This is a genomic window from Symbiopectobacterium purcellii (genome assembly GCF_052050035.1).
GTDB lineage: Bacteria > Pseudomonadota > Gammaproteobacteria > Enterobacterales > Enterobacteriaceae > Symbiopectobacterium > Symbiopectobacterium purcellii_A.
This window is the reverse complement of the sequence record NZ_CP189882.1, coordinates 4,012,168-4,030,215: the sequence shown is the minus strand read 5'-3', so window position 1 is coordinate 4,030,215 and position 18,048 is coordinate 4,012,168. Positions and strand designations below refer to the sequence as shown.

Below are 18,048 nucleotides of genomic sequence, written 5' to 3'. Positions count from 1 at the left end.
CGCCACGGATGAGAGTGTAAAAAGATCTGTGTAAATGGCATTTTGAGGAAAACCTTCAGAGGACAAAAAATGCCTATCAGCAACGAACTTATTGACCAACTGCTTCAGGATTACCACTCCCCTCAGGAGCTTCTGGGTGAATCAGGCCTACTCAAGGAGCTGACTAAAAGACTGGCGGAACGGGTTCTTCAAGCTGAGATGGAGATACACCTTGGGTATGCTAAGCATGACCCGGCTGGTAATAATTCAGGCAACTCCCGCAATGGCAAGACATCCAAGAGCGTACGTAGCCAAAATGGGGCGCTCGAGCTCGATATTCCGCGCGACCGCAACAGTACCTTCGAGCCGACACTGATCGGTAAGCACGAAAAGCAGCTTAACGGCTTCGATGACCGCATTATTTCTCTCTATTCCAGAGGGCTATCAACCCGTGATATTCAGGCTCACTTTAAAGAAGTCTACGGGGTCGATGTTTCCGCTGGCTTCATTTCTCAAGTGACCAATGCCGTGATGGATGACGTTAAGCGCTGGCAGCAACGGCCGCTGGATGCGTTTTATCCCATTGTTTACCTTGACTGTATTGTGGTCAAAAGCAAGGACTGCGGAGCCGTGACCAACAAGTCTGTTTACTTGGCTCTAGGCATCAACGGCCAGGGCGAAAAAGAGCTGCTGGGGCTATGGATAGCCAAAACCGAGGGGGCCAAGTTCTGGTTATCTGTAATGACAGAACTGAAAAATCGTGGGCTACAGGACATCTTCATCGCCTGCTGCGATGGCCTGAAGGGCTTTCCTGATGCCATTGAAGTTGTTTACCCGCATACGCGGGTACAGCTCTGCATCGTGCATCAGGTGCGGAACTCGCTGCGCTACGTCGGCTGGAAAGAGCGTAAAGCCGTTGCTGCTGACCTCCGCACTATCTATAGTTCCGCAACGCTAGAGGGCGCTGAAGAGGCCCTGGATGCCTTCGCGGACAAATGGGATGAGCAGTTCCCGACGATCAGCCCATCGTGGAAAAATAATTGGGAACGTCTCATCGTCATTTTTGATTTTCCGCCGGAGATCCGCAAGGTTATCTACACCACCAACGCGATAGAGTCGTTAAATGCTTCATTGCGCAAGATAACGAAAACGCGACGAATATTTCCAACGGATGACTCGGTGCTAAAATTATTCTATCTAGCCTTGCATAATATCTCGGCTAGATGGACCCTACCAATCAGAGACTGGAAACCGGCTATGAGCCAATTCATGTTGATGTATGGAGATCGGATTTCCGGTTAAGCGATGGAGCCATTTACACGAAATTCTTTACAGACTCCGCTTACGCGTCTTTACCCGGCACGGCGCACTTCATTTCGCCCATCTCTTTCAATTTCTTCGAGAGATCGCGACGCTCTTTTGATAGATCGGCATTCTTGATGATGTATTCATCCACGCGATCTTCATAGTCACCGCGCATGGTGGCAATAATGCCCTGTACGTCTTCGATACTCATGCCCGGTTTCAGGTATTCGCTCAGGTTATCCAGCAGCAGCACGCGTTTCTGGTTATCACGGATTTTCTTCTCGTTGTCGACAATTTCACGCTGCAACTTGTTCTTGCGACGGAAAATTCGTACAAACTCGAGCACATTCTGGAAACAGGGCTTGGTCGCCTTATCCATTGTTATCCCCTTACGTGGATCAGTTAATTTTGAGTTCAACGGTGTGTTGACCGTCACTCCGCTCACGATACAGGGGAGTGACTATGCTCGACAAGTCGGTTTTTCAGTTACGCCGCCTGCCGTCCCATCAAAGACGAAAATCGGTGATATTATCAACGATAATAGACGGCAATGCGTTGATTGCGTACCTGTTCAATCTCCACCTAGGTATCAAAAATGGATTCCAGCACCGAAGAGACGATCACTTCTTCCGGCTTGCCGTTGTAAACAATTTGCCCTTTGCGCATCGCAATAATGTAATCCGAGTAGGCAGACGCAAAGTTGATGTCATGGATGACCAGTACGATAGTTTTTCCAAATTCATCCGCTGCGCGACGAATCTGTTTCATCATCGCCACCGCATGTTTCATGTCGAGGTTGTTCAATGGCTCATCAAGCAGCACGTATTCGGTGTCCTGACACAAGACCATCGCCACATAGGCACGCTGGCGCTGTCCACCAGACAGTTCGTCCAGAAAACGATCTTTAAACTCGGTAAGGTTGAGAAAGGCCAGTGCATCCGCAATACGTTTGCGATCGTCGTCATTCAAACGCCCTTTGGTATAGGGATAGCGACCAAAACCGACCAACTCTTCAACGGTGAGGCGGCTGGTAAAACGGTTTTCCTGACGCAACACAGAGAGGCAGGTCGCCATCTGTTCACCGGGCGTGGTGGCAATATCCATCCCATTGACAGTAACGCGACCGTTATCCGCCGCCAATAAGCGACTTATCACCGACAGCAGCGTGGATTTCCCTGCCCGTTAGGCCCAATGATTGACGTTACGCCACCACGGGAAATCGTGGCGGTAATGTCATTCAGCACCACTTGATCGTAATAGGCCTTGGTTAGATGCTCGATCTCAATCACACGGCAACCTTTTTCAATAACAACAAGATGAACAGTGTCCCACCGATAAACTCAATCACGACGGACAACGCCCCGGCCATGTTCAACAGGTGCTCCAGAATCAGCTGTCCGCCGACCAGGGATATCACCCCAAGCAGAAACGCCGTGGGCAACAAAATGCGATGCTGGCTGGAACCGGCTACCAGATATAGCCAACCGACTTAAAAATGATTACATCCTATGCCCTGATATGCGGCAAAGAAGCATAGCTGGCTGTTATCAAAATAATGTCGCTTGGCTATACGCCAGATTGGCCACCATAAAGCCCAGAAAAGTGAGCGGTCCGACCAGCGCGGTAGAAACCGCCACCAGTACCGACACCAGCAGCAGAATCAATGTGACGCTGCGGTTAAAGTTGATGCCCAGGTTCACCGCGCTATGACGCCCTAACGCCAGCACACCCAGCTCGAAACGCCGCCGCCAGATAACGATGGCGACCATCACCACGATCAGCGCCGTCAACGCGATCAGCTCGGGCACCGCAGGGGTAAAGGTGGCAAACATGCGCCCTTGCAACACGGCAAACTCCTTGGGCGCCAGTAGCCGCTGCATCAGGCTTGAGGCGCTACGAAACAGAGTGCCGCAGATAATGCCGACCAGCAGCACCAGATGCAGGTTGTCGCGCCGCCCCAGAAACAGCCAGCGATAAAGCACCGCAGAGAACATCACCAGCAGCAGCGCTTCACACAGAAACTTGCCGCTAACGCCCACCCAGGGAATGCCCTTGGCCCCAAACACAAAGATGATCAGCGTTTGAATCAGCACAAACAGGTTTTCGAAACCCATAATGGAGGGCGTGAGGATGCGGTTATTGTTCACGGTTTGAAACAGCAGCGTGGAGGTGCTGGCAGCGAATGCCACCAGCAACATGGTGGCCAGCGTCAAACCCCGATGCATCAGAATATATAGCCAAGCGACATTATTTTGATAACAGCCAGCTATGCTTCTTTGCCGCATATCATGGCATAGGATGTAATCATTTTTAAGTCGGTTGGCTATACTGTGAATGTTTCGCGCGTATTAGCCCAAACGGTTATTTGCATCGTACATTGCACGCGTCCGCTGATTTTCGTAGGTAATAACGCCGCTACGCGGTGCCTTCGGGGCTCGAGTCCACTGACTTTCGCGGCGTTCTGGGCTTTGTTGAATAATTTAAGATACTGATTTATATAAGCATTATAAAATTTCAACGACTAATTTTTCCTCTCGGAATGCTTTTTATTGTGCTAACTATTTGATTTGTCGTTCTAACAAAATACATTCTCTGTAAATGCATTCTAACTAAAGAAGATGTAAATCAAACGGTTAAATTATTCAACAAAGCCGGCGTTCTGCCGCTCACCCGGTGGTCTCGTTCCCCTCAGCGTTATTTTTTTACGCGATATAGCCAACCGACTTAAAAATGATTACATCCTATGCCCTGATATGCGGCAAAGAAGCATAGCTGGCTGTTATCAAAATAATGTCGCTTGGCTATACTGCAAATTGCTGCCGAGCTTGATTGTCATAAAAATAACGATCGTCGTCAGTGCCAACGCACTGAGTAACCACAAGCGTTTTGCGGGCGTGGCGATAACGGCCATCAGTCCGGTATTGCTACGGGATAATTTAAGCTCGTCAACTGACATGGCGTTTTTGATTCAACAACAGGATAAGGAACACCACCGCGCCAATGACGCCCAGAATGACACTCACCGGGATCTCAAACGGATAACGTATCACCCGCCCAATCACGTCGCACAGCAACACCAATCCCCCACCCAGCAGACACACCCAGGGAATGGTTTTACGCACATTGTCACCAAGCAGCATACTGATCAGGTTAGGCACGATCAGACCGAGGAAAGGCAGCGTACCGACCACCACCATCACTACCCCGCTGATGATGGCAATGATCGCCAGCCCGAGCAGCATCACTTGCCGGTAGTTGAGACCGACGTTGACGGAAAACTCGCGCCCCATGCCCGTGACAGTAAAGAGATCTGCCGTCCAACAGGCAATCAACGTAAGAATACCCACCAGCCACAACAGTTCGTAACGTCCGCGCAGCACGCCGGAGAAATCGCCTGACTCCCAACCGCTCAGCGACTGCAACAGATCAAAGTGCATCGCCGCGAAGGTGGTTATCGCGCCGATCACTGCGCCCAGCATAATCCCTACCAGCGGCACCACGCCGATTTCAGCACGATACGGCGTAGCAGCAACATAAACAGCACGGTGCCTGCCATGGCAAACAGGCTGGCAACGGTCATTTTTACCAGCAGCGAGGCGGAAGGCATCAACACCATCACCACCAACAACCCCAAGCTGTCGGACTGCGTGGTCCCCGCCAGCGATGGCTCGACAAAGCGATTCTGCGTCAACAGCTGCATGATCAAACCCGCCAACAGGATAAATACGGCCGACAAATAGACAGGTTTCATGGCAAACATAGTGCTGTCTGATTACTTCTTGTCTAACGCTTTATTAACGTCATAAATCAGACGCGAATAGCTCTGTAAGCCACCGGCGATGTAGAGTGACGCGGAATCCAGATACACCACATGCTGGTTCTGCCATGCTTTGGTTTTCGTTACCAGCGGGTTATCCAACACCTGCTGGGCAGGCAAGCCGCCAGTGGTGCCGATAGCTCTGTCGAGGTCTAACACAAACAGCCATTCTGGTTTAATGCTCAGCAACAGTTCAGCGGTAACCACGTTACCATGGCGACCCGGATCCGGAAATTCCGTGGCAGTGGCGAACCCCAGTTCGTCGAACACAAAGCCAAAGCGCGATTTAGGGCCATAGGCAGAAATCTTGCCGCCGTTGACCATCAGCACCATGGCTGTACCGGCTTGCCCCGCTTTTTCACGGGTTTGTGCGACGCGTTGTTTGAAATCGTCGAGTTTAGCCTTGACGTCATCCTGTTTGCCGAAAATCTCACCCAGTTGCTCAATGCGATGGAGAAAACTCGGCATAAATTGCTGCTCATCAACATCCAGAGAAATGGTCGGCGCAATACCGCTGAGCTTTTCATAGGCATCAGGGGCACGACCACCCGCAATAATCAGGTCCGGCTTGGAGCTGCTCAGCGCTTCATAGTTAGGTTCAAACAGGGTGCCGGCATTAAGGTATTCGCTGCCGGTGTATTTGGCCAGGAAAGGAGGAAGATGCGCGCTGCTTTATGGCACGCCGGCGACTGGAATTTGCAATGCATCCAGCGTATCCAGAATAGCAGGGTCAAACACGACAACTTTTTTCGGATGCAGCGGTACCGTTGTTACGCCTTGGGCATGTTCAACGCTAATGGTTGAACTGGCGCTAGAGGACGTCTCTGACTGATCGCACCGTGCTACTACCAGCAAAGAAGCTAACAGCGTCGTTTTAATCGCTCTGGAAAACCGCATCATCGTCTCCTTGTTGATTGCCTTCCTACACTGCACTGCGTGTAGGAAGAAATTTAATTATCATTCGCATTAAAGTGCGAAATTGTAACGAATGATGTGCTAATGCATAGGGATTCCTGCCCATTAGGAATTGATGCACATCAGGAAACCCGCACAGAATCTCATTTCAATGGTATTCTTGGCGCTTATCCGGACGAACGGCACACCCAAGGACAGTCGAGCGACAGAGAATATGGCCGATACCACGCAACCTACGTTTTTCATCCATGAAAACAATACAATTCGCGTAACTAACTGAATTAAAACCACCAGCCAACTAGCGTAAATGCAATGTGTACGCAAATGTGTACCCATGCCATCATTGGCATTCACTCCACTAACCAATTAATGGGGCATGATTGTTGTATGCGCTCAGGATAAACCTGCGAATCTCACTGAACGGCCATGATGTGTGTTTATTTATCATCTATGATGTGCTTTAATCAAAGTTATCAATGCGTTCAATCGGTGTCGTCATGAAAAAAAGATATGAATCTCTTGATGCTTTTAGAGGGATATGCGCTGTTTCAGTTGTTATATTTCACTTACATTTAGTTGGAAGCTTCACTGAATTTAGTTTTTTCAGGGGTGCTGATATTTTAGTGGAATTCTTTTTCTCTTTGAGCGGATTCGTTTTGGCTCATGGTTACGCATACAATGAAAGATTAAATTTCAAGTCATATGTTTCATCTAGATTTTTTAGAATTTTCCCACTGCATATTTTTATGCTTTTTATTTTTTTACTTCTAGAGATGTGCAAACTTTTCGCATGTAAATTTGTTGGATTTAATTTTAATAACCTTCCATTTACTGGAGATAACTCACCGATTGAGATACTCCCAAATATGTTTTTATTGCAGTCATGGAGTTCATATACTAATCACTTAACATTTAATTTCCCGTCATGGAGCATAAGCGTTGAGTTCTATATGTATATAATGCTTTTTTTTACTATTTTTTTATTCGGAAGACTTAAGGAGTTATCATGGATAGCAATATCATCAGCCGCAATGGTGATTCTTGTTTCCGGATCAGGAGCGCTTCAAGAGCCAGTTACAAGAGGGTTGTCATGTTTTTTTGGCGGGGCTTTTGTTTATAGCATTTTTAGGAAAGCATCAATTGATAGAATTAGTGTGTTGTGGTGCTCTTTTCTGGAGGTTTCTCTGGTTATATTGATTTTAATTTCAGTTAGCTATCAAGGTGAGGGTAGGCAGTTTATTTGCACATTAACATTCCTAGCGACAATTGTTGTATACGCCAGTCAAAAAGGAATAGTATCATCAACTCTATGCAATAAATTACTACAGCGACTTGGAGTGCTATCTTACTCCATATACATGACTCACGCTGCAATACTTTTCATTCTAATTACAATTATGATTGTGGCACAGAAATATACAGGAATAGAAATGGCGCCCATAATTGAGGGCAAGAGAGCATTAACAACTGGAACCCCAATTCTCAACAATTTTGTAGCGATTATAATATTAGCTGTGGTGATAGCAATTTCCAATATAACATACAAGAATATTGAAATCAGGTTTAATAAAAAGAAAAGAAATTAATTTAATTAATGCGAATTAATTTTAAAATAATAAAATGGAATGATTTAAGTGAGGGCATGAGCCCTCACATTTACTTACTACAAAGGAAGTTCATACCATGCCCGGCTTTGTTGAATAATTTAACCGTTTGATTTACATCTTCTTTAGTTAGAATGCATTTACAGAGAATGTATTTACAGAGAATGTATTTTGTTAGAACGACAAATCAAATAGTTAGCACAATAAAAAGCATTCCGAGAGGAAAAATTAGTCGTTGAGATTTTATAATACTTATATAAATCAGTATCTTAAATTATTCAACAAAGCCCCTCCTGTGTTAAGCCAAGTGTACGCGATCTGACCGCCAATCTGCAAAATTTTACCCGCCAGCCCTCTGATAACCACATATAGCTAAACGACTTAATTTTGATTACATTATTTAAATGAGCTATTCAATTGATTTTAGACGTAAAGTGATATCTACACGGAAAAACGAAGGGTTGAGTATCCGAGAAACAGCGAAGCAATTTCGGATTGGCCCTGCCTCTGTATCGCGTTGGATTAATCAAATAGAGTCAAAAGCATCGACCACGCGTCAGCGAAAGATCGATAAATCCGAGTTGATAAAAGATGTTGAACAATATCCAGATGCTTACCAAAAAGAACGTGCAGAGCGTTTTGGCGTTTGTCAGAAGGCCATTTGGCAAGCGCTTAAAAAGCTGGGATTGACCTATAAAAAAAACTCTACGTCATCCGAAAGCCGACGAAAACGCCCGGCAGGGATTTCAACAAAAAAAACAACAGTATGAAAAAGAAGGTAAACCTATTGTTTTTATTGATGAAAGTGGTTTTTCACACGATGCCCCACGGACTCACGGCTATTCCCCAAAAGGTCAACGGTGTTTTGGCCTGAAGAACTGGGGAGCTAGGGGAAGAACAAATGTTATCGGCGCTTTATTAGGCACAACGCTGTTTGCTATCGGATTATTTGATATCAATATTAACAGCGATGTTTTCTATGCCTGGGTCACACAAGTCCTTATCCCAGTACTCCCTAAAAACAGTGTAATCATGATGGACAATGCCACTTTTCACAAAAAACATAATATTCAACAAGTCATCATCGATGCAGGGTATATGGTGGAGTATTTGCCTACATATTCGCCAGATCTTAACCCAATTGAGCATAAATGGGCACAAGCAAAAAGCAAAAAAAGAGAGATGGGTTGCGATACAGAGAGTTTGTTCTCAGTCCATATGGTGTAATCAAAATTAAGTCGCTTGGCTATACGTTTCATTATGGAGAAATCGTTATGTCTAAATTGGTTGTCATTGAAAATGCTACGATGCGTTGCTGAGAAAGAAAATAAGGCGCCTTATCCCGCCGAGAAGCGGGGCGCAATACTGGCCTGACAAGTACCATGCCCGTCACCATGCGGTGGCGAATCAGCATCTGAGCGGGAGTAATGACGTCTGGAAAAAGAAAGTAGGTTATCACCGGCGTTCAGTGGCAGAAACAGCGATGTTCCGCATCAAAACTCTGCTGAGTGTTCACCTGAGCCTGCAGGACTATGACGCGCAGGTGGGTGAAGCGATGGCGATGTCAAAGCGCTGAACCGGATGACGCTGTTGGGTATGCCGACCAGCGTCCGGATTGCATAACAGCAGGGCTTTGTTGAATAATTTAACCGTTTGATTTACATCTTCTTTAGGTAGAATGCATGTACAGAGACTGTATTTTGTTAGAACGACAAATCAAGTAGTTAGCACAATAAAAAGCATTACGGCTGGAAAACTTAGTTGTTGAAGTGTTATAATAATTATGTAAATCAGCATGTTAAATTATTCAACAAAGCCTAACAGCAGCCCCGGCTGGAAGCATCCTGTCCGCTAACTCTGATTTATTCAACAAAACCCTTCATTGCTTGAAAAAATCAAACACATTATACTCAATAAACTTCAAGATGCTCGGCAAGGCCACCAGACAGGCTTACTGCACCTGCCTTCTGCTGAATGTGCGGATGCATCTTGGAGTACATTGAGTATAAATGATAACGAGTATAGATAAATGTTTTTATTGGTACCACGTGTAATGACCATTTTCTACTTCAGCGTGTGGGTTTATATTTTTGGCATCAACGCTTATTTGCAAATTTTCTGCTAACATGTAGTATACACCGTCAATGAATTGCTCTAGCTGCTCCTTATCATTCTTAGAAAGAGAATCGTAGTTGAGATACGGATTAATCGCCGCACATAATCCAATTGGACTCCAAAGACAACAACCATCAGATTTAAAAGAGTCGTTTATTATGCAATTTGGAAAATCAATTTGGCGAAAGTACGTTTTCAAATCTTTATTATCAAATGAATTAAATATCCACTCTTTTGATCCATTTATACTATCTTCGATTTTGTCTTTGTATTGGTTAAAGAGTTTGTCCTTTACCTGCTTAGAGGAAGCATTTTTAGCCCAAAAAATATCATCGGTATCTTTTATCAGCACACATCTGAAAAAACAATAGCCATCAGGTTTAACAGTTATCTTCTGCAATTTTTTATGCTGAGCATGTGTTAAAACTTCAGGAGATTCTTGTCCTATTTTTGTCATCTCCGGATGGGAGGGGGGGGCGGGGCTTACACACTTTTCTATACTGCTTTGATTCGTTAGTTTTATCTGAACGCTTTGCGGTTTTACTAATTTTCCATAAATAAGATTCACAGGTGCAACGTGTATTTCTGCTTCACTTATCACAGGAAATAATTTTTTTTCAAAAACATGATCATCAAAGCCTATATCGATAGAGTTTCTTTTTGAAACGTCTCTCACTGCTTCAGAATTTCTTTTCATGCTGGCAGACAATCCTTTAAAGGCATTCCCATGTTTATTAGGTGAATTAGCACACAATATATTATAAATGGAATGTGATTTTCTTGCTAATTTTGGTTCATATTGTGTGACTGCATTGTGGCTAGGTAGTGAAGTCACTGAAGGTGGAGTTTTGTCGTGGAGTACAGCTCCAACCAAAGAAGCAATTCCGACGGAAATAAGTGCAGGATTTGCAGTGGTTACTCCAACAAGCATTGATGCAAATCCAATACCCGTTGCAATGTTTCTAGGATTTTTTTTGATAAATACAATTATCGTGTTGCTTATCTTTTTGATTTTATTTGCTAGTACTGATAGTTTATTTTTTCTTGCGAGTTTGTTTACAGGAATTTTTTTTATTATACTGTGATTTTTACCAATTCTATTAAATCCTAAATTTTCCATTGATGTGTGTCTCCTGCTGTATTTGGTGCCTGAAGCCCAACGGAGCGGCTACGCACGTTAAGAGCGTAACGATACGATTTAATTATGGCTTTGTTGAATAATTTAACATGCTGATTTACATAATTATTATAACACTTCAACAACTAAGTTTTCCAGCCGTAATGCTTTTTATTGTGCTAACTACTTGATTTGTCGTTCTAACAAAACACAGCCTCTGTACATGCATTCTACCTAAAGAAGATGTAAATCAAACGGTTAAATTATTCAACAAAGCCTTTAATTATATAAACTCATAACACCGTCGGGCTGATTTACGATTGACTTTATACCTGGTTTATTAGCACTAAAACTACTAAAAAAAGGCTTTATTGCATAAATCGAACTTTTAGCTGATTGGCGGATCTGAAAGATATATCCGTTTCAATATCAGGTCACCATGGCAAAGCAAACGTTTAAAATCACCAACTGGTCCGCATACAACAATCCTCTCAGGCAGAGTGGTTCATTGACAGTCTGGTTTCAAGCGCCTGCAATTGCTCGGACTAGGCTGTGTCCCTTAATTACGTAACCGGGCGTAAAACAAGCGGATGCAGCCCAGTTTCACCATTGCTAGATAGTTTCTTGCCGTTTTTTCATAACGTGTGGCAATCCGTCTATATTCCTTTAAACGGCCAAAACATCTTTCTACAACGTAGCGACGGCTATAAGCATCACGATAAAGTTGTGAACGTCCATCTGAAGCCAGTTTTTTATTTGATTTTCGGGGAATAACCGCTCTTATCCCTTTTCTTTTCAACTCGTTACGGAGTGCATTGCCAGAGTAAGCTTTGTCAGACAGTACCGCATGACCACGACGCTTCATGCTACCGTTCTGCCGTTGCACGCCAATGCCGTCCAGGAGTCGTAACGCGAACAGGCTTTCGTGAGCCTGCCCAGCACTCAGTACGATATTTAGCGGGATGCCGCTTCCGTCAGTCGCCATGTGGATTTTGGTGCCATAACCACCTCGTGAGCGACCCAGGCTGTTATCGTTGGTAATATCGGGATGTTTTTTTGAGCGCCAGCCGCACATTTGAGCGCACGGATATTGCTGCCATCCAGCGCAGTGGCTGACCAGTCAACAAGTCCATGAGCATCAAGAAATGAAAGTAACTTATTAAAAATAATGTTAATAACTCCAGACTTTGACCATCTATTGAAACGGTTATAAACGGTTTTCCATGGGCCGTAACGTTCAGGTAAATCACGCCATGGGGCACCTGAACACAGTATCAAGAACATGCCGTTGACGATTTTGCGATGTTCTGCCCATGGCCGGCCTGCCTGCGGAGATGTCAAAACGGTTGGTAACAAGGGCTCAATGATTGCCCATGCTTCATCAGAAAGATCGTAGCGAGCCATAATCCAAAGTGTCTTAGAAACAGATGGATACTATAGCTCAAGCAATTAAGGGACACAGCCTAGTTGAGCGGCTTTGTTGAATAATAGGGAATCATGCTGTTTTGACATGCCTGTTTTGGTCAAAGATGCTTGTCACCTTTGCGTGCTCCTCCCAATTCTGACTTTAGCCTACTGATTTTAGATTAGGTGAGTTCAACGGCTGTGTAGGTTCGCAGCATAATTTCTATTTATTCAACAACGCCTCGTTGAGCGCAAGTCACGGCCCCATTCCCACTCGAAACGCAACAAAGTGACCCACTTGCCAGAGTCGGATAAAATCACCGTTCTGGCCATACTGGAGAGCCTGTTGCATGCAGGGAAAACATCTGACTCAGAAAGAACGGTTCTACATCGAAAAGCGGCGTGGTGAAGATGTCAACCAAGCTACCATCGCCAGAGAGCTTGCTCTGCCTCGCTCGACCATCAGCAGGGAACTCAGACGCAATACCGACCCTACTTTCAATAAGCGTGTTGCTTAATAGTGAGATAAGGGTGTTTCGGGCTTTGTTGAATAAATCGAACTTTCAGGGGATCGCCGGATCAAAGCACTATCATCGCTCCCGATAGCAGCTCCCCATGGCAAAGCAAAAGTTTAAAATCACCAACTGGCCCACCTACAACAAAGCACTCAGACAACGCGGCTCCCTGACGGTCTGGCTTGATGAGTCCGCCATCGCTGCATGGACTGACAGTGCTTCGCCTGAAGGTCGTGGTCGGCCGCTTTACTACACCGATATGGCTGTTACCACGGTTTTGATGATAAAGCGCGTGTTTAACCTGTCGCTCCGGGCATTACAGGGCTTTGTCGACTCGGTTTTTACACTGATGAGCCTGCCACTGCGCTGCCCGGACTACTCTCTGGTCAGTCGGCGGGCAAAAACCGTCAGTATCAGCATAAAAACGCCAACGCGTGGTGAAATCTCGCATCTGGTCATCGACAGTACCGGTCTGAAGGTCTTTGGCGAAGGTGAATGGAAAGTCAGGCAGCATGGGGCTGACAGACGAAGAGTGTGGCGCAAGCTTCATCTGGCAGCAGACAGTGCGACGCATGAGATTATCTGTGCCGACTTATCGCTCAGCGGAACGACAGATGCGCAGGCACTGCCGGGCCTGATTAACCAAACCCACCGAAAAATCAGGGAAGTGTCAGCAGACGGTGCTTATGACGCCCGTTACTGCCACGATGCGTTGCTAAGAAAGAAAATCAGGCCCCTTATCCCGCCGCGAAGCGGAGCCAAATACTGGCCGGACAAGTACCATGAACGTAACCATGCGGTGGCGAATCAGCGTCTGAGCGGGAGTAATGATATGTGGAAAAAGAAAGTGGGTTATCACCGGCGTTCAGTGGCAGAAACAGCGATGTTCCGCATAAAAACTTTGCTGGGTGGCCATCTGAGCCTGCGTGACTATGAGGCTCAAGTAGGTGAAGCCATAGCGATGGTCAAAGCGCTGAACCGTATGACGTTGTTGGGTATGCCACACAGCGTCAGGATAGGATAACAGGTGTAGCAGAGGGAGTCATCCTGTCGGCTAATTCTGATTTATTCAACAAAGCCATCTAGCCTTGCATAATATCTCGGCTAAATGGACCCTACCAATCAGAGACTGGAAACCGGCTATGAGCCAATTCATGTTGATGTATGGAGATCGGATTTCCGGTTAAGTGATGGAGCCATTTACACGAAATTCTTTACAGACTCAGTCACAGGGGATCACTTCAACTTCTTAATGTGCCAGAAAATTTTATCAGCATACAGTTCGTATGCTTCTTTTTGCTCTTTCAGCCAATCATGCTTGTTGTACACCGCCAAGCTCATGACCCAGCATCTTCTCAGTGACGTGCGGCGGAACCCCTTCCTCTGAAAGTCTGGTTGATAACGAACGCCTAAAATCGTGAGCTCTCCAGTACCCCAAATCCATGCCTTAACGCAGCCGGATAATGAATCTGTTTGCGGCTGCGATTGTCATTGGCTCAGAAAGTCGTTGGCCGGGGAAAAGGACATCCCCGTAGGCATCCATCAACCTTTCCAGAATTGGTTTTATCTGGTCGAAGATTGGTCGCCTGATAGCGCTTTTTGTCTTGCTTCTCTCACCTGGCACTGTCCATATCAAATCATCCATATCAAACTCTCTTGACACAGACTCCCGCAATTCGGTATTACGACACCCCCATAGTGTAGTGGTTGAATAATCAGGACACTAAACTTACATCCAAAACGGAGGTGTTTAGTGAACCATAAACGACAATTTACCCCTGAGTTTAAAAAGGAAGCCGTTGCCCTGGTAACAGAGCAGGGCTATACGATAGCCAGGGCAGCAGCATCGCTGGGCATAAGCAACAAAACCCTGCATACATGGGTCTCGCTGGCACGCGAGCAGAGCAACGGCGTACTCAGCGATGATGAACGTGCAGAGTTAAAACGGTTACAAAAGGAAAACAAAGAGTTACGTACAGAGAAGGAGATACTAAAAAAGGCGAGTGCCTTCTTCGCGAAACATATGTCGTGAGATACCGGTTCATTCTCGACAATGCCACTGACTTCAGCGTTCGTACACTCTGTCGGGTCATGCGTGTGACGGCCTCTGCCTGGTATGCATGGCGAAAAAAGCCCGCCGAACCGCTGCAAAAAGACGTGGAGGTCCGGGTCAGGTTAAAGGCGCTGTTCGCCGCCAGCAGGCAGGGAGCAGGAAGCCGGACGCTGGTCAAAAGGCTTCGTGGAGAAGGCATCATAATCAGCCGCTGGCGGGTGAGGAAACTCATGCAGGAAGAGGGGCTGGTCTGCCGACAGCGCCGGACTTATAAGGTCACGACAAAACCCCGCCCGGGTGCAGAGGTGGCCCCAAACCTGCTGAACCAGAATTTTAACCCGCCGCGGCCAAATCAGGTGTGGGCGCGTGACATCACGTATCTGAAGACCGGTGAAGGCTGGCTGTATCTGGCGGCTATTATGGATTTGTACTCCCGGCAGATAGTGGGCTGGCAGGTGGACAGACGGATGACCTCATCGCTGGTCTGCGGGGCCCTGATGAAGGCATATAACCTGCGAACTCACCCACCGGGCCTGGTGGTGCATACGGACAGGGGGGCGCAGTACACGGGACAACGTTTTCAGGCGCTGCTGAGCAGCTACAGGCTGAGGAGCAGTATGGGAGACGTGGGTGCCTGCTGGGATAATGCGGTGATGGAGCGCTTCTGGGGCAGTCTGAAACATGAATGGTTGCTGCTGGTACCCCAGCCAACACGGGCTTACATGGAGCAAGATGTGGCGACGTATATCCGCTACTACAACCTAGACAGGCATCATGCCGCTAACGGGGATCTGTCTCCGGTGCGTTATGAACAAATGGCTGAGAAAAAAGTGTCCTGATTTACTTGACCAGTGCATAGCATCGACATTTGATGCAAGAGTTTATTAGGCGTAGTGGCCCTGCTCTGCTCTATTGCCACCCATATCTTTGCCAGTTCCGTGTAAGTGAAAACGCGCTCGCCGCGGTCTGCTCTTGTGCCTATATCTTTCGGGCTGATTTTCATCAGCGACGAACCGTTTATCAGTTGCCTGCGGATACACCAATTTATTGCTGATTTCGTTTGGACAAAGAGGGTTCTGGCTCTCTTGCTGTTTATCCTCTCCTGCTCGGTGAAGTAGTCCATCCACTCACGCACGTTGATTGTATCTATCGGTCTACCGGGGAATTCATCGCGGATAATCCTTACCGCCACAGCCTCATACAGCGCTGCTGTCTTGGGACGCAACTGCGTGTGTACATAATCCTGACGCCAGCGATCAATGCATTCTGATAGAGTAAGTTCTTGCGTGGCTCCGGCCGATGAGAAATGATTACGCGGATCTTCTCCTCTGTCATACATTAGCCTGAGTTCTCCGACGAGTACGCGAGCGTCCTTTAGTGGCATCGCTGGATACTTGCCGATTGTTAGGCGCTGCGGTTGACCGTTCCATCGGTAGCGAAACTGAAAGGCGATGGAGCCTTTTGGTGATATCCTAGCAGATAGGCCATCACCATCAGTTAACTCCGTGCGCGAGTCCTGAGATTTTCCAAGCAGTGACCGTAGTTTTGTGTCGCTAAGAGCCATGATAGTATTGTGTACACGCGGTAAATTGGAATGTGTACCAATTATGTACACAAATGACATCGGACTAGCAAATGCAATTTAATTAATTATAGTACAGCATAAGACAAACAAAGACAGGCACTCACCTTAACACACTGGTTGTAATAGACAAAGTGACGCGCAATAGCGATTAATAAGACAATGAGAGACACATCAATACAGCCAACGTACTTCATCCATGACTATGAAACCTTCGGCAAACATCCTGCCCGCGATCGCCCGGCGCAGTTTGCCGGTGTGCGTACCGATATGGACTTCAATATCATTGGTGAACCGCTGGTGATTTACTGCCAGCCTACCGATGACTACCTGCCAGAACCGGAAGCGGTGCTCATCACCGGCATTACGCCGCAAATCGCGCAAGCCAAAGGGGTTTGCGAAGCAGAGTTCACGCGCCAGATTCATGCAGCCTTCAGCGTGCCGAACACCTGCATTATGGGATACAACAATATTCGCTTCGACGATGAGGTGAGCCGCAATATTTTCTACCGCAATTTCTACGATCCCTATGCGTACAGTTGGCAACACGGAAATTCTCGCTGGGATTTGCTGGATGCGCTGCGTGCTTGCTACGCCTTGCGCCCGGACGGCATTACATGGCCACTCAATGATGATGGCTTGCCCAGCTTTCGTCTGGAACATCTGACGCAAGCCAATGGTGTAGCGCACGAACACGCCCACGATGCCATGTCCGATGTGTATGCCACCATTGCCATGGCGAAGTTGTTTAAGCAAGCCCAGCCGAAACTGTTCCAGTATCTGTTTGCGTTACGCAATAAAAACAAGGTCAGTCAGCTTATCGATATTCCCCAAATGAAACCGCTGGTGCATGTCAGCGGGATGTTTGGCGCGGCGCGAGGCAATACCAGTTGGGTGGTGCCGCTGGCCTGGCACCCGGAAAATCGCAATGCGGTGATCCTGTGCGATCTGGCCGGTGATATCACCCCGCTGCTTGAGTTGGATGCTGATGCGTTACGTGAACGGCTCTATACCCCGCGAGAGCGTCTGGCCCCCGAGCAAAGTCCAGCCCCCGTCAAACTGGTGCACATCAATAAATGCCCGGTGCTGGCCCCCGCCAACACGCTGCGCCCAGAAGATGCAGCACGACTGGGGATCGATCGCCAGCACTGTCTCGATAACCTGGCGGTATTGCGTCAACGCAGCGATCTTCGTGAAAAAGTGGTGGCGCTCTATGCCGATGCGCCGCCCTTCACGCCGGACAGTGACGTGGATATGCGGTTATACGATGGCTTTTTTGGCGATGCCGATCGCGCGGCCATGAACATTATTCAGCAGACGGCGGCAAAGAATCTGCCTGCGCTGGATCTGTCATTTAATGACGATCTCATCGCGCCCTTATTATTCCGTTATCGCGCCAGAAACTTTCCCGGCACGTTGGATGACAGTGAGCAGCAGCGTTGGTTACAGCACCGCAAAGCGGTATTCACCTCCGAGCGTCTCCAAGACTATGTCTCACACTTGCAAGAACTGTATGCTCAGCACGAAGACGACAAGCGCAAAACCGAACTGCTGAAAGCCCTGTTTGTCTATACGCAAACCTTGGTCGGCTGATTTTTACGGCGCGAAGGCATAAAAAAACCGGTTCACATCGTGAACCGGC

General features: G+C 47.0%; 13 protein-coding genes and 6 pseudogenes. 9 read left to right on the top strand and 10 right to left on the bottom strand.

Annotated elements, in window-relative coordinates; translation table 11 throughout:
* The first annotated feature begins 69 nt into the window (after window positions 1–69).
* Complete coding sequence (locus ACQGXV_RS27505) at window positions 70–1,281, top strand: IS256 family transposase (protein WP_440863789.1); 1,212 nt, start codon at window positions 70–72, stop codon at window positions 1,279–1,281.
* A 40-nt stretch (window positions 1,282–1,321) separates the two neighbouring features.
* On the opposite strand, the gene tmaR is transcribed toward ACQGXV_RS27505, so the two are convergent.
* From tmaR to ACQGXV_RS27475, 6 genes and pseudogenes are all read right to left on the bottom strand, one after another.
* Window positions 1,322–1,663: a PTS system regulator TmaR gene (gene tmaR, locus ACQGXV_RS27500; protein ID WP_440863788.1), complete on the bottom strand. Its 342-nt coding sequence runs from the start codon at window positions 1,661–1,663 to the stop codon at window positions 1,322–1,324.
* A gap of 203 nt (window positions 1,664–1,866) precedes the next feature.
* Window positions 1,867–2,573, bottom strand: a pseudogene (locus ACQGXV_RS27495) (iron ABC transporter ATP-binding protein).
* Window positions 2,570–3,569: pseudogene (locus ACQGXV_RS27490) on the bottom strand (iron chelate uptake ABC transporter family permease subunit). The pseudogenes ACQGXV_RS27495 and ACQGXV_RS27490 overlap by 4 nt, the downstream one beginning before the upstream one ends.
* Window positions 3,570–4,066: 497 nt before the next feature.
* On the bottom strand, window positions 4,067–4,240 hold the full coding sequence (locus tag ACQGXV_RS27485; RefSeq protein ID WP_440863787.1) for a hypothetical protein: 174 nt from the start codon (window positions 4,238–4,240) through the stop codon (window positions 4,067–4,069).
* A pseudogene (locus tag ACQGXV_RS27480) lies at window positions 4,230–4,999 on the bottom strand (ABC transporter permease); the annotation flags it as partial. The gene ACQGXV_RS27485 and the pseudogene ACQGXV_RS27480, both read right to left, overlap by 11 nt.
* Window positions 5,000–5,056: 57 nt before the next feature.
* A pseudogene (locus tag ACQGXV_RS27475) lies at window positions 5,057–5,998 on the bottom strand (siderophore ABC transporter substrate-binding protein).
* Between the two features lie 494 nt (window positions 5,999–6,492).
* On the opposite strand from ACQGXV_RS27475, the gene ACQGXV_RS27470 reads away from it, so the two are divergent.
* From ACQGXV_RS27470 to ACQGXV_RS27455, 4 genes and pseudogenes are all read left to right on the top strand, one after another.
* Entirely contained in the window at window positions 6,493–7,602 is a 1,110-nt protein-coding gene (locus ACQGXV_RS27470) for an acyltransferase family protein (protein ID WP_440863786.1), read from the top strand.
* A 422-nt stretch (window positions 7,603–8,024) separates the two neighbouring features.
* Window positions 8,025–8,390: an IS630 transposase-related protein gene (locus tag ACQGXV_RS27465; protein WP_440862584.1), complete on the top strand. Its 366-nt coding sequence runs from the start codon at window positions 8,025–8,027 to the stop codon at window positions 8,388–8,390.
* Window positions 8,314–8,847 (top strand): IS630 family transposase, encoded by a 534-nt coding sequence (locus ACQGXV_RS27460; RefSeq protein WP_440862665.1) that lies wholly within the window; start codon window positions 8,314–8,316, stop codon window positions 8,845–8,847. The genes ACQGXV_RS27465 and ACQGXV_RS27460 overlap by 77 nt, the downstream gene beginning before the upstream one ends.
* 73 nt (window positions 8,848–8,920) lie before the next feature.
* Window positions 8,921–9,243, top strand: a pseudogene (locus ACQGXV_RS27455) (IS5/IS1182 family transposase); the annotation flags it as partial.
* A 412-nt stretch (window positions 9,244–9,655) separates the two neighbouring features.
* On the opposite strand, the gene ACQGXV_RS27450 reads toward ACQGXV_RS27455, so the two are convergent.
* Together ACQGXV_RS27450 and ACQGXV_RS27445 are read right to left on the bottom strand one after the other, a co-directional pair.
* Window positions 9,656–10,855, bottom strand: a complete 1,200-nt coding sequence (locus ACQGXV_RS27450; RefSeq protein ID WP_440863785.1) for a hypothetical protein — start codon at window positions 10,853–10,855, stop codon at window positions 9,656–9,658.
* A gap of 556 nt (window positions 10,856–11,411) precedes the next feature.
* A protein-coding gene (locus tag ACQGXV_RS27445) for an IS5 family transposase (RefSeq protein ID WP_440863784.1) occupies window positions 11,412–12,256 on the bottom strand; the annotation gives its coding sequence in 2 pieces (ribosomal slippage) (window positions 11,412–11,914 and window positions 11,914–12,256; 846 coding nt in all).
* A 350-nt stretch (window positions 12,257–12,606) separates the two neighbouring features.
* On the opposite strand from ACQGXV_RS27445, the gene ACQGXV_RS27440 reads away from it, so the two are divergent.
* Window positions 12,607–12,774: a helix-turn-helix domain-containing protein gene (locus ACQGXV_RS27440; RefSeq protein ID WP_440863783.1), complete on the top strand. Its 168-nt coding sequence runs from the start codon at window positions 12,607–12,609 to the stop codon at window positions 12,772–12,774.
* Between the two features lie 97 nt (window positions 12,775–12,871).
* A complete protein-coding gene (locus ACQGXV_RS27435; RefSeq protein WP_440863224.1) occupies window positions 12,872–13,795 on the top strand; it encodes an IS5 family transposase in 924 nt (307 codons plus the stop codon).
* Window positions 13,796–14,007: 212 nt separating this feature from the next.
* Here ACQGXV_RS27435 and ACQGXV_RS27430 read toward each other — a convergent pair.
* A pseudogene (locus tag ACQGXV_RS27430) lies at window positions 14,008–14,470 on the bottom strand (site-specific integrase); the annotation flags it as partial.
* Window positions 14,471–14,524: 54 nt separating this feature from the next.
* On the opposite strand from ACQGXV_RS27430, the gene ACQGXV_RS27425 reads away from it, so the two are divergent.
* Window positions 14,525–15,663 (top strand): IS3 family transposase gene (locus tag ACQGXV_RS27425; protein WP_440863782.1). Its coding sequence is split into 2 segments (ribosomal slippage): window positions 14,525–14,762 and window positions 14,762–15,663, totalling 1,140 coding nucleotides; the frame shifts between segments, so codons are not numbered across the junction.
* Here the strand turns inward: ACQGXV_RS27425 and ACQGXV_RS27420 are convergent.
* Window positions 15,630–16,388 carry an Arm DNA-binding domain-containing protein gene (locus tag ACQGXV_RS27420; RefSeq protein WP_440863781.1) on the bottom strand — a complete coding sequence of 253 codons (759 nt, stop codon included), beginning with the start codon at window positions 16,386–16,388 and terminating at the stop codon, window positions 15,630–15,632. The two genes, ACQGXV_RS27425 and ACQGXV_RS27420, sit on opposite strands and share 34 nt — an antisense overlap.
* A gap of 180 nt (window positions 16,389–16,568) precedes the next feature.
* Here ACQGXV_RS27420 and sbcB point away from each other — a divergent pair, with 180 nt between their 5' ends.
* Window positions 16,569–17,999, top strand: coding sequence for an exodeoxyribonuclease I (sbcB, locus tag ACQGXV_RS27415; protein WP_440863780.1), 1,431 nt, complete (start codon window positions 16,569–16,571; stop codon window positions 17,997–17,999).
* The last annotated feature ends 49 nt before the right edge of the window (window positions 18,000–18,048 follow it).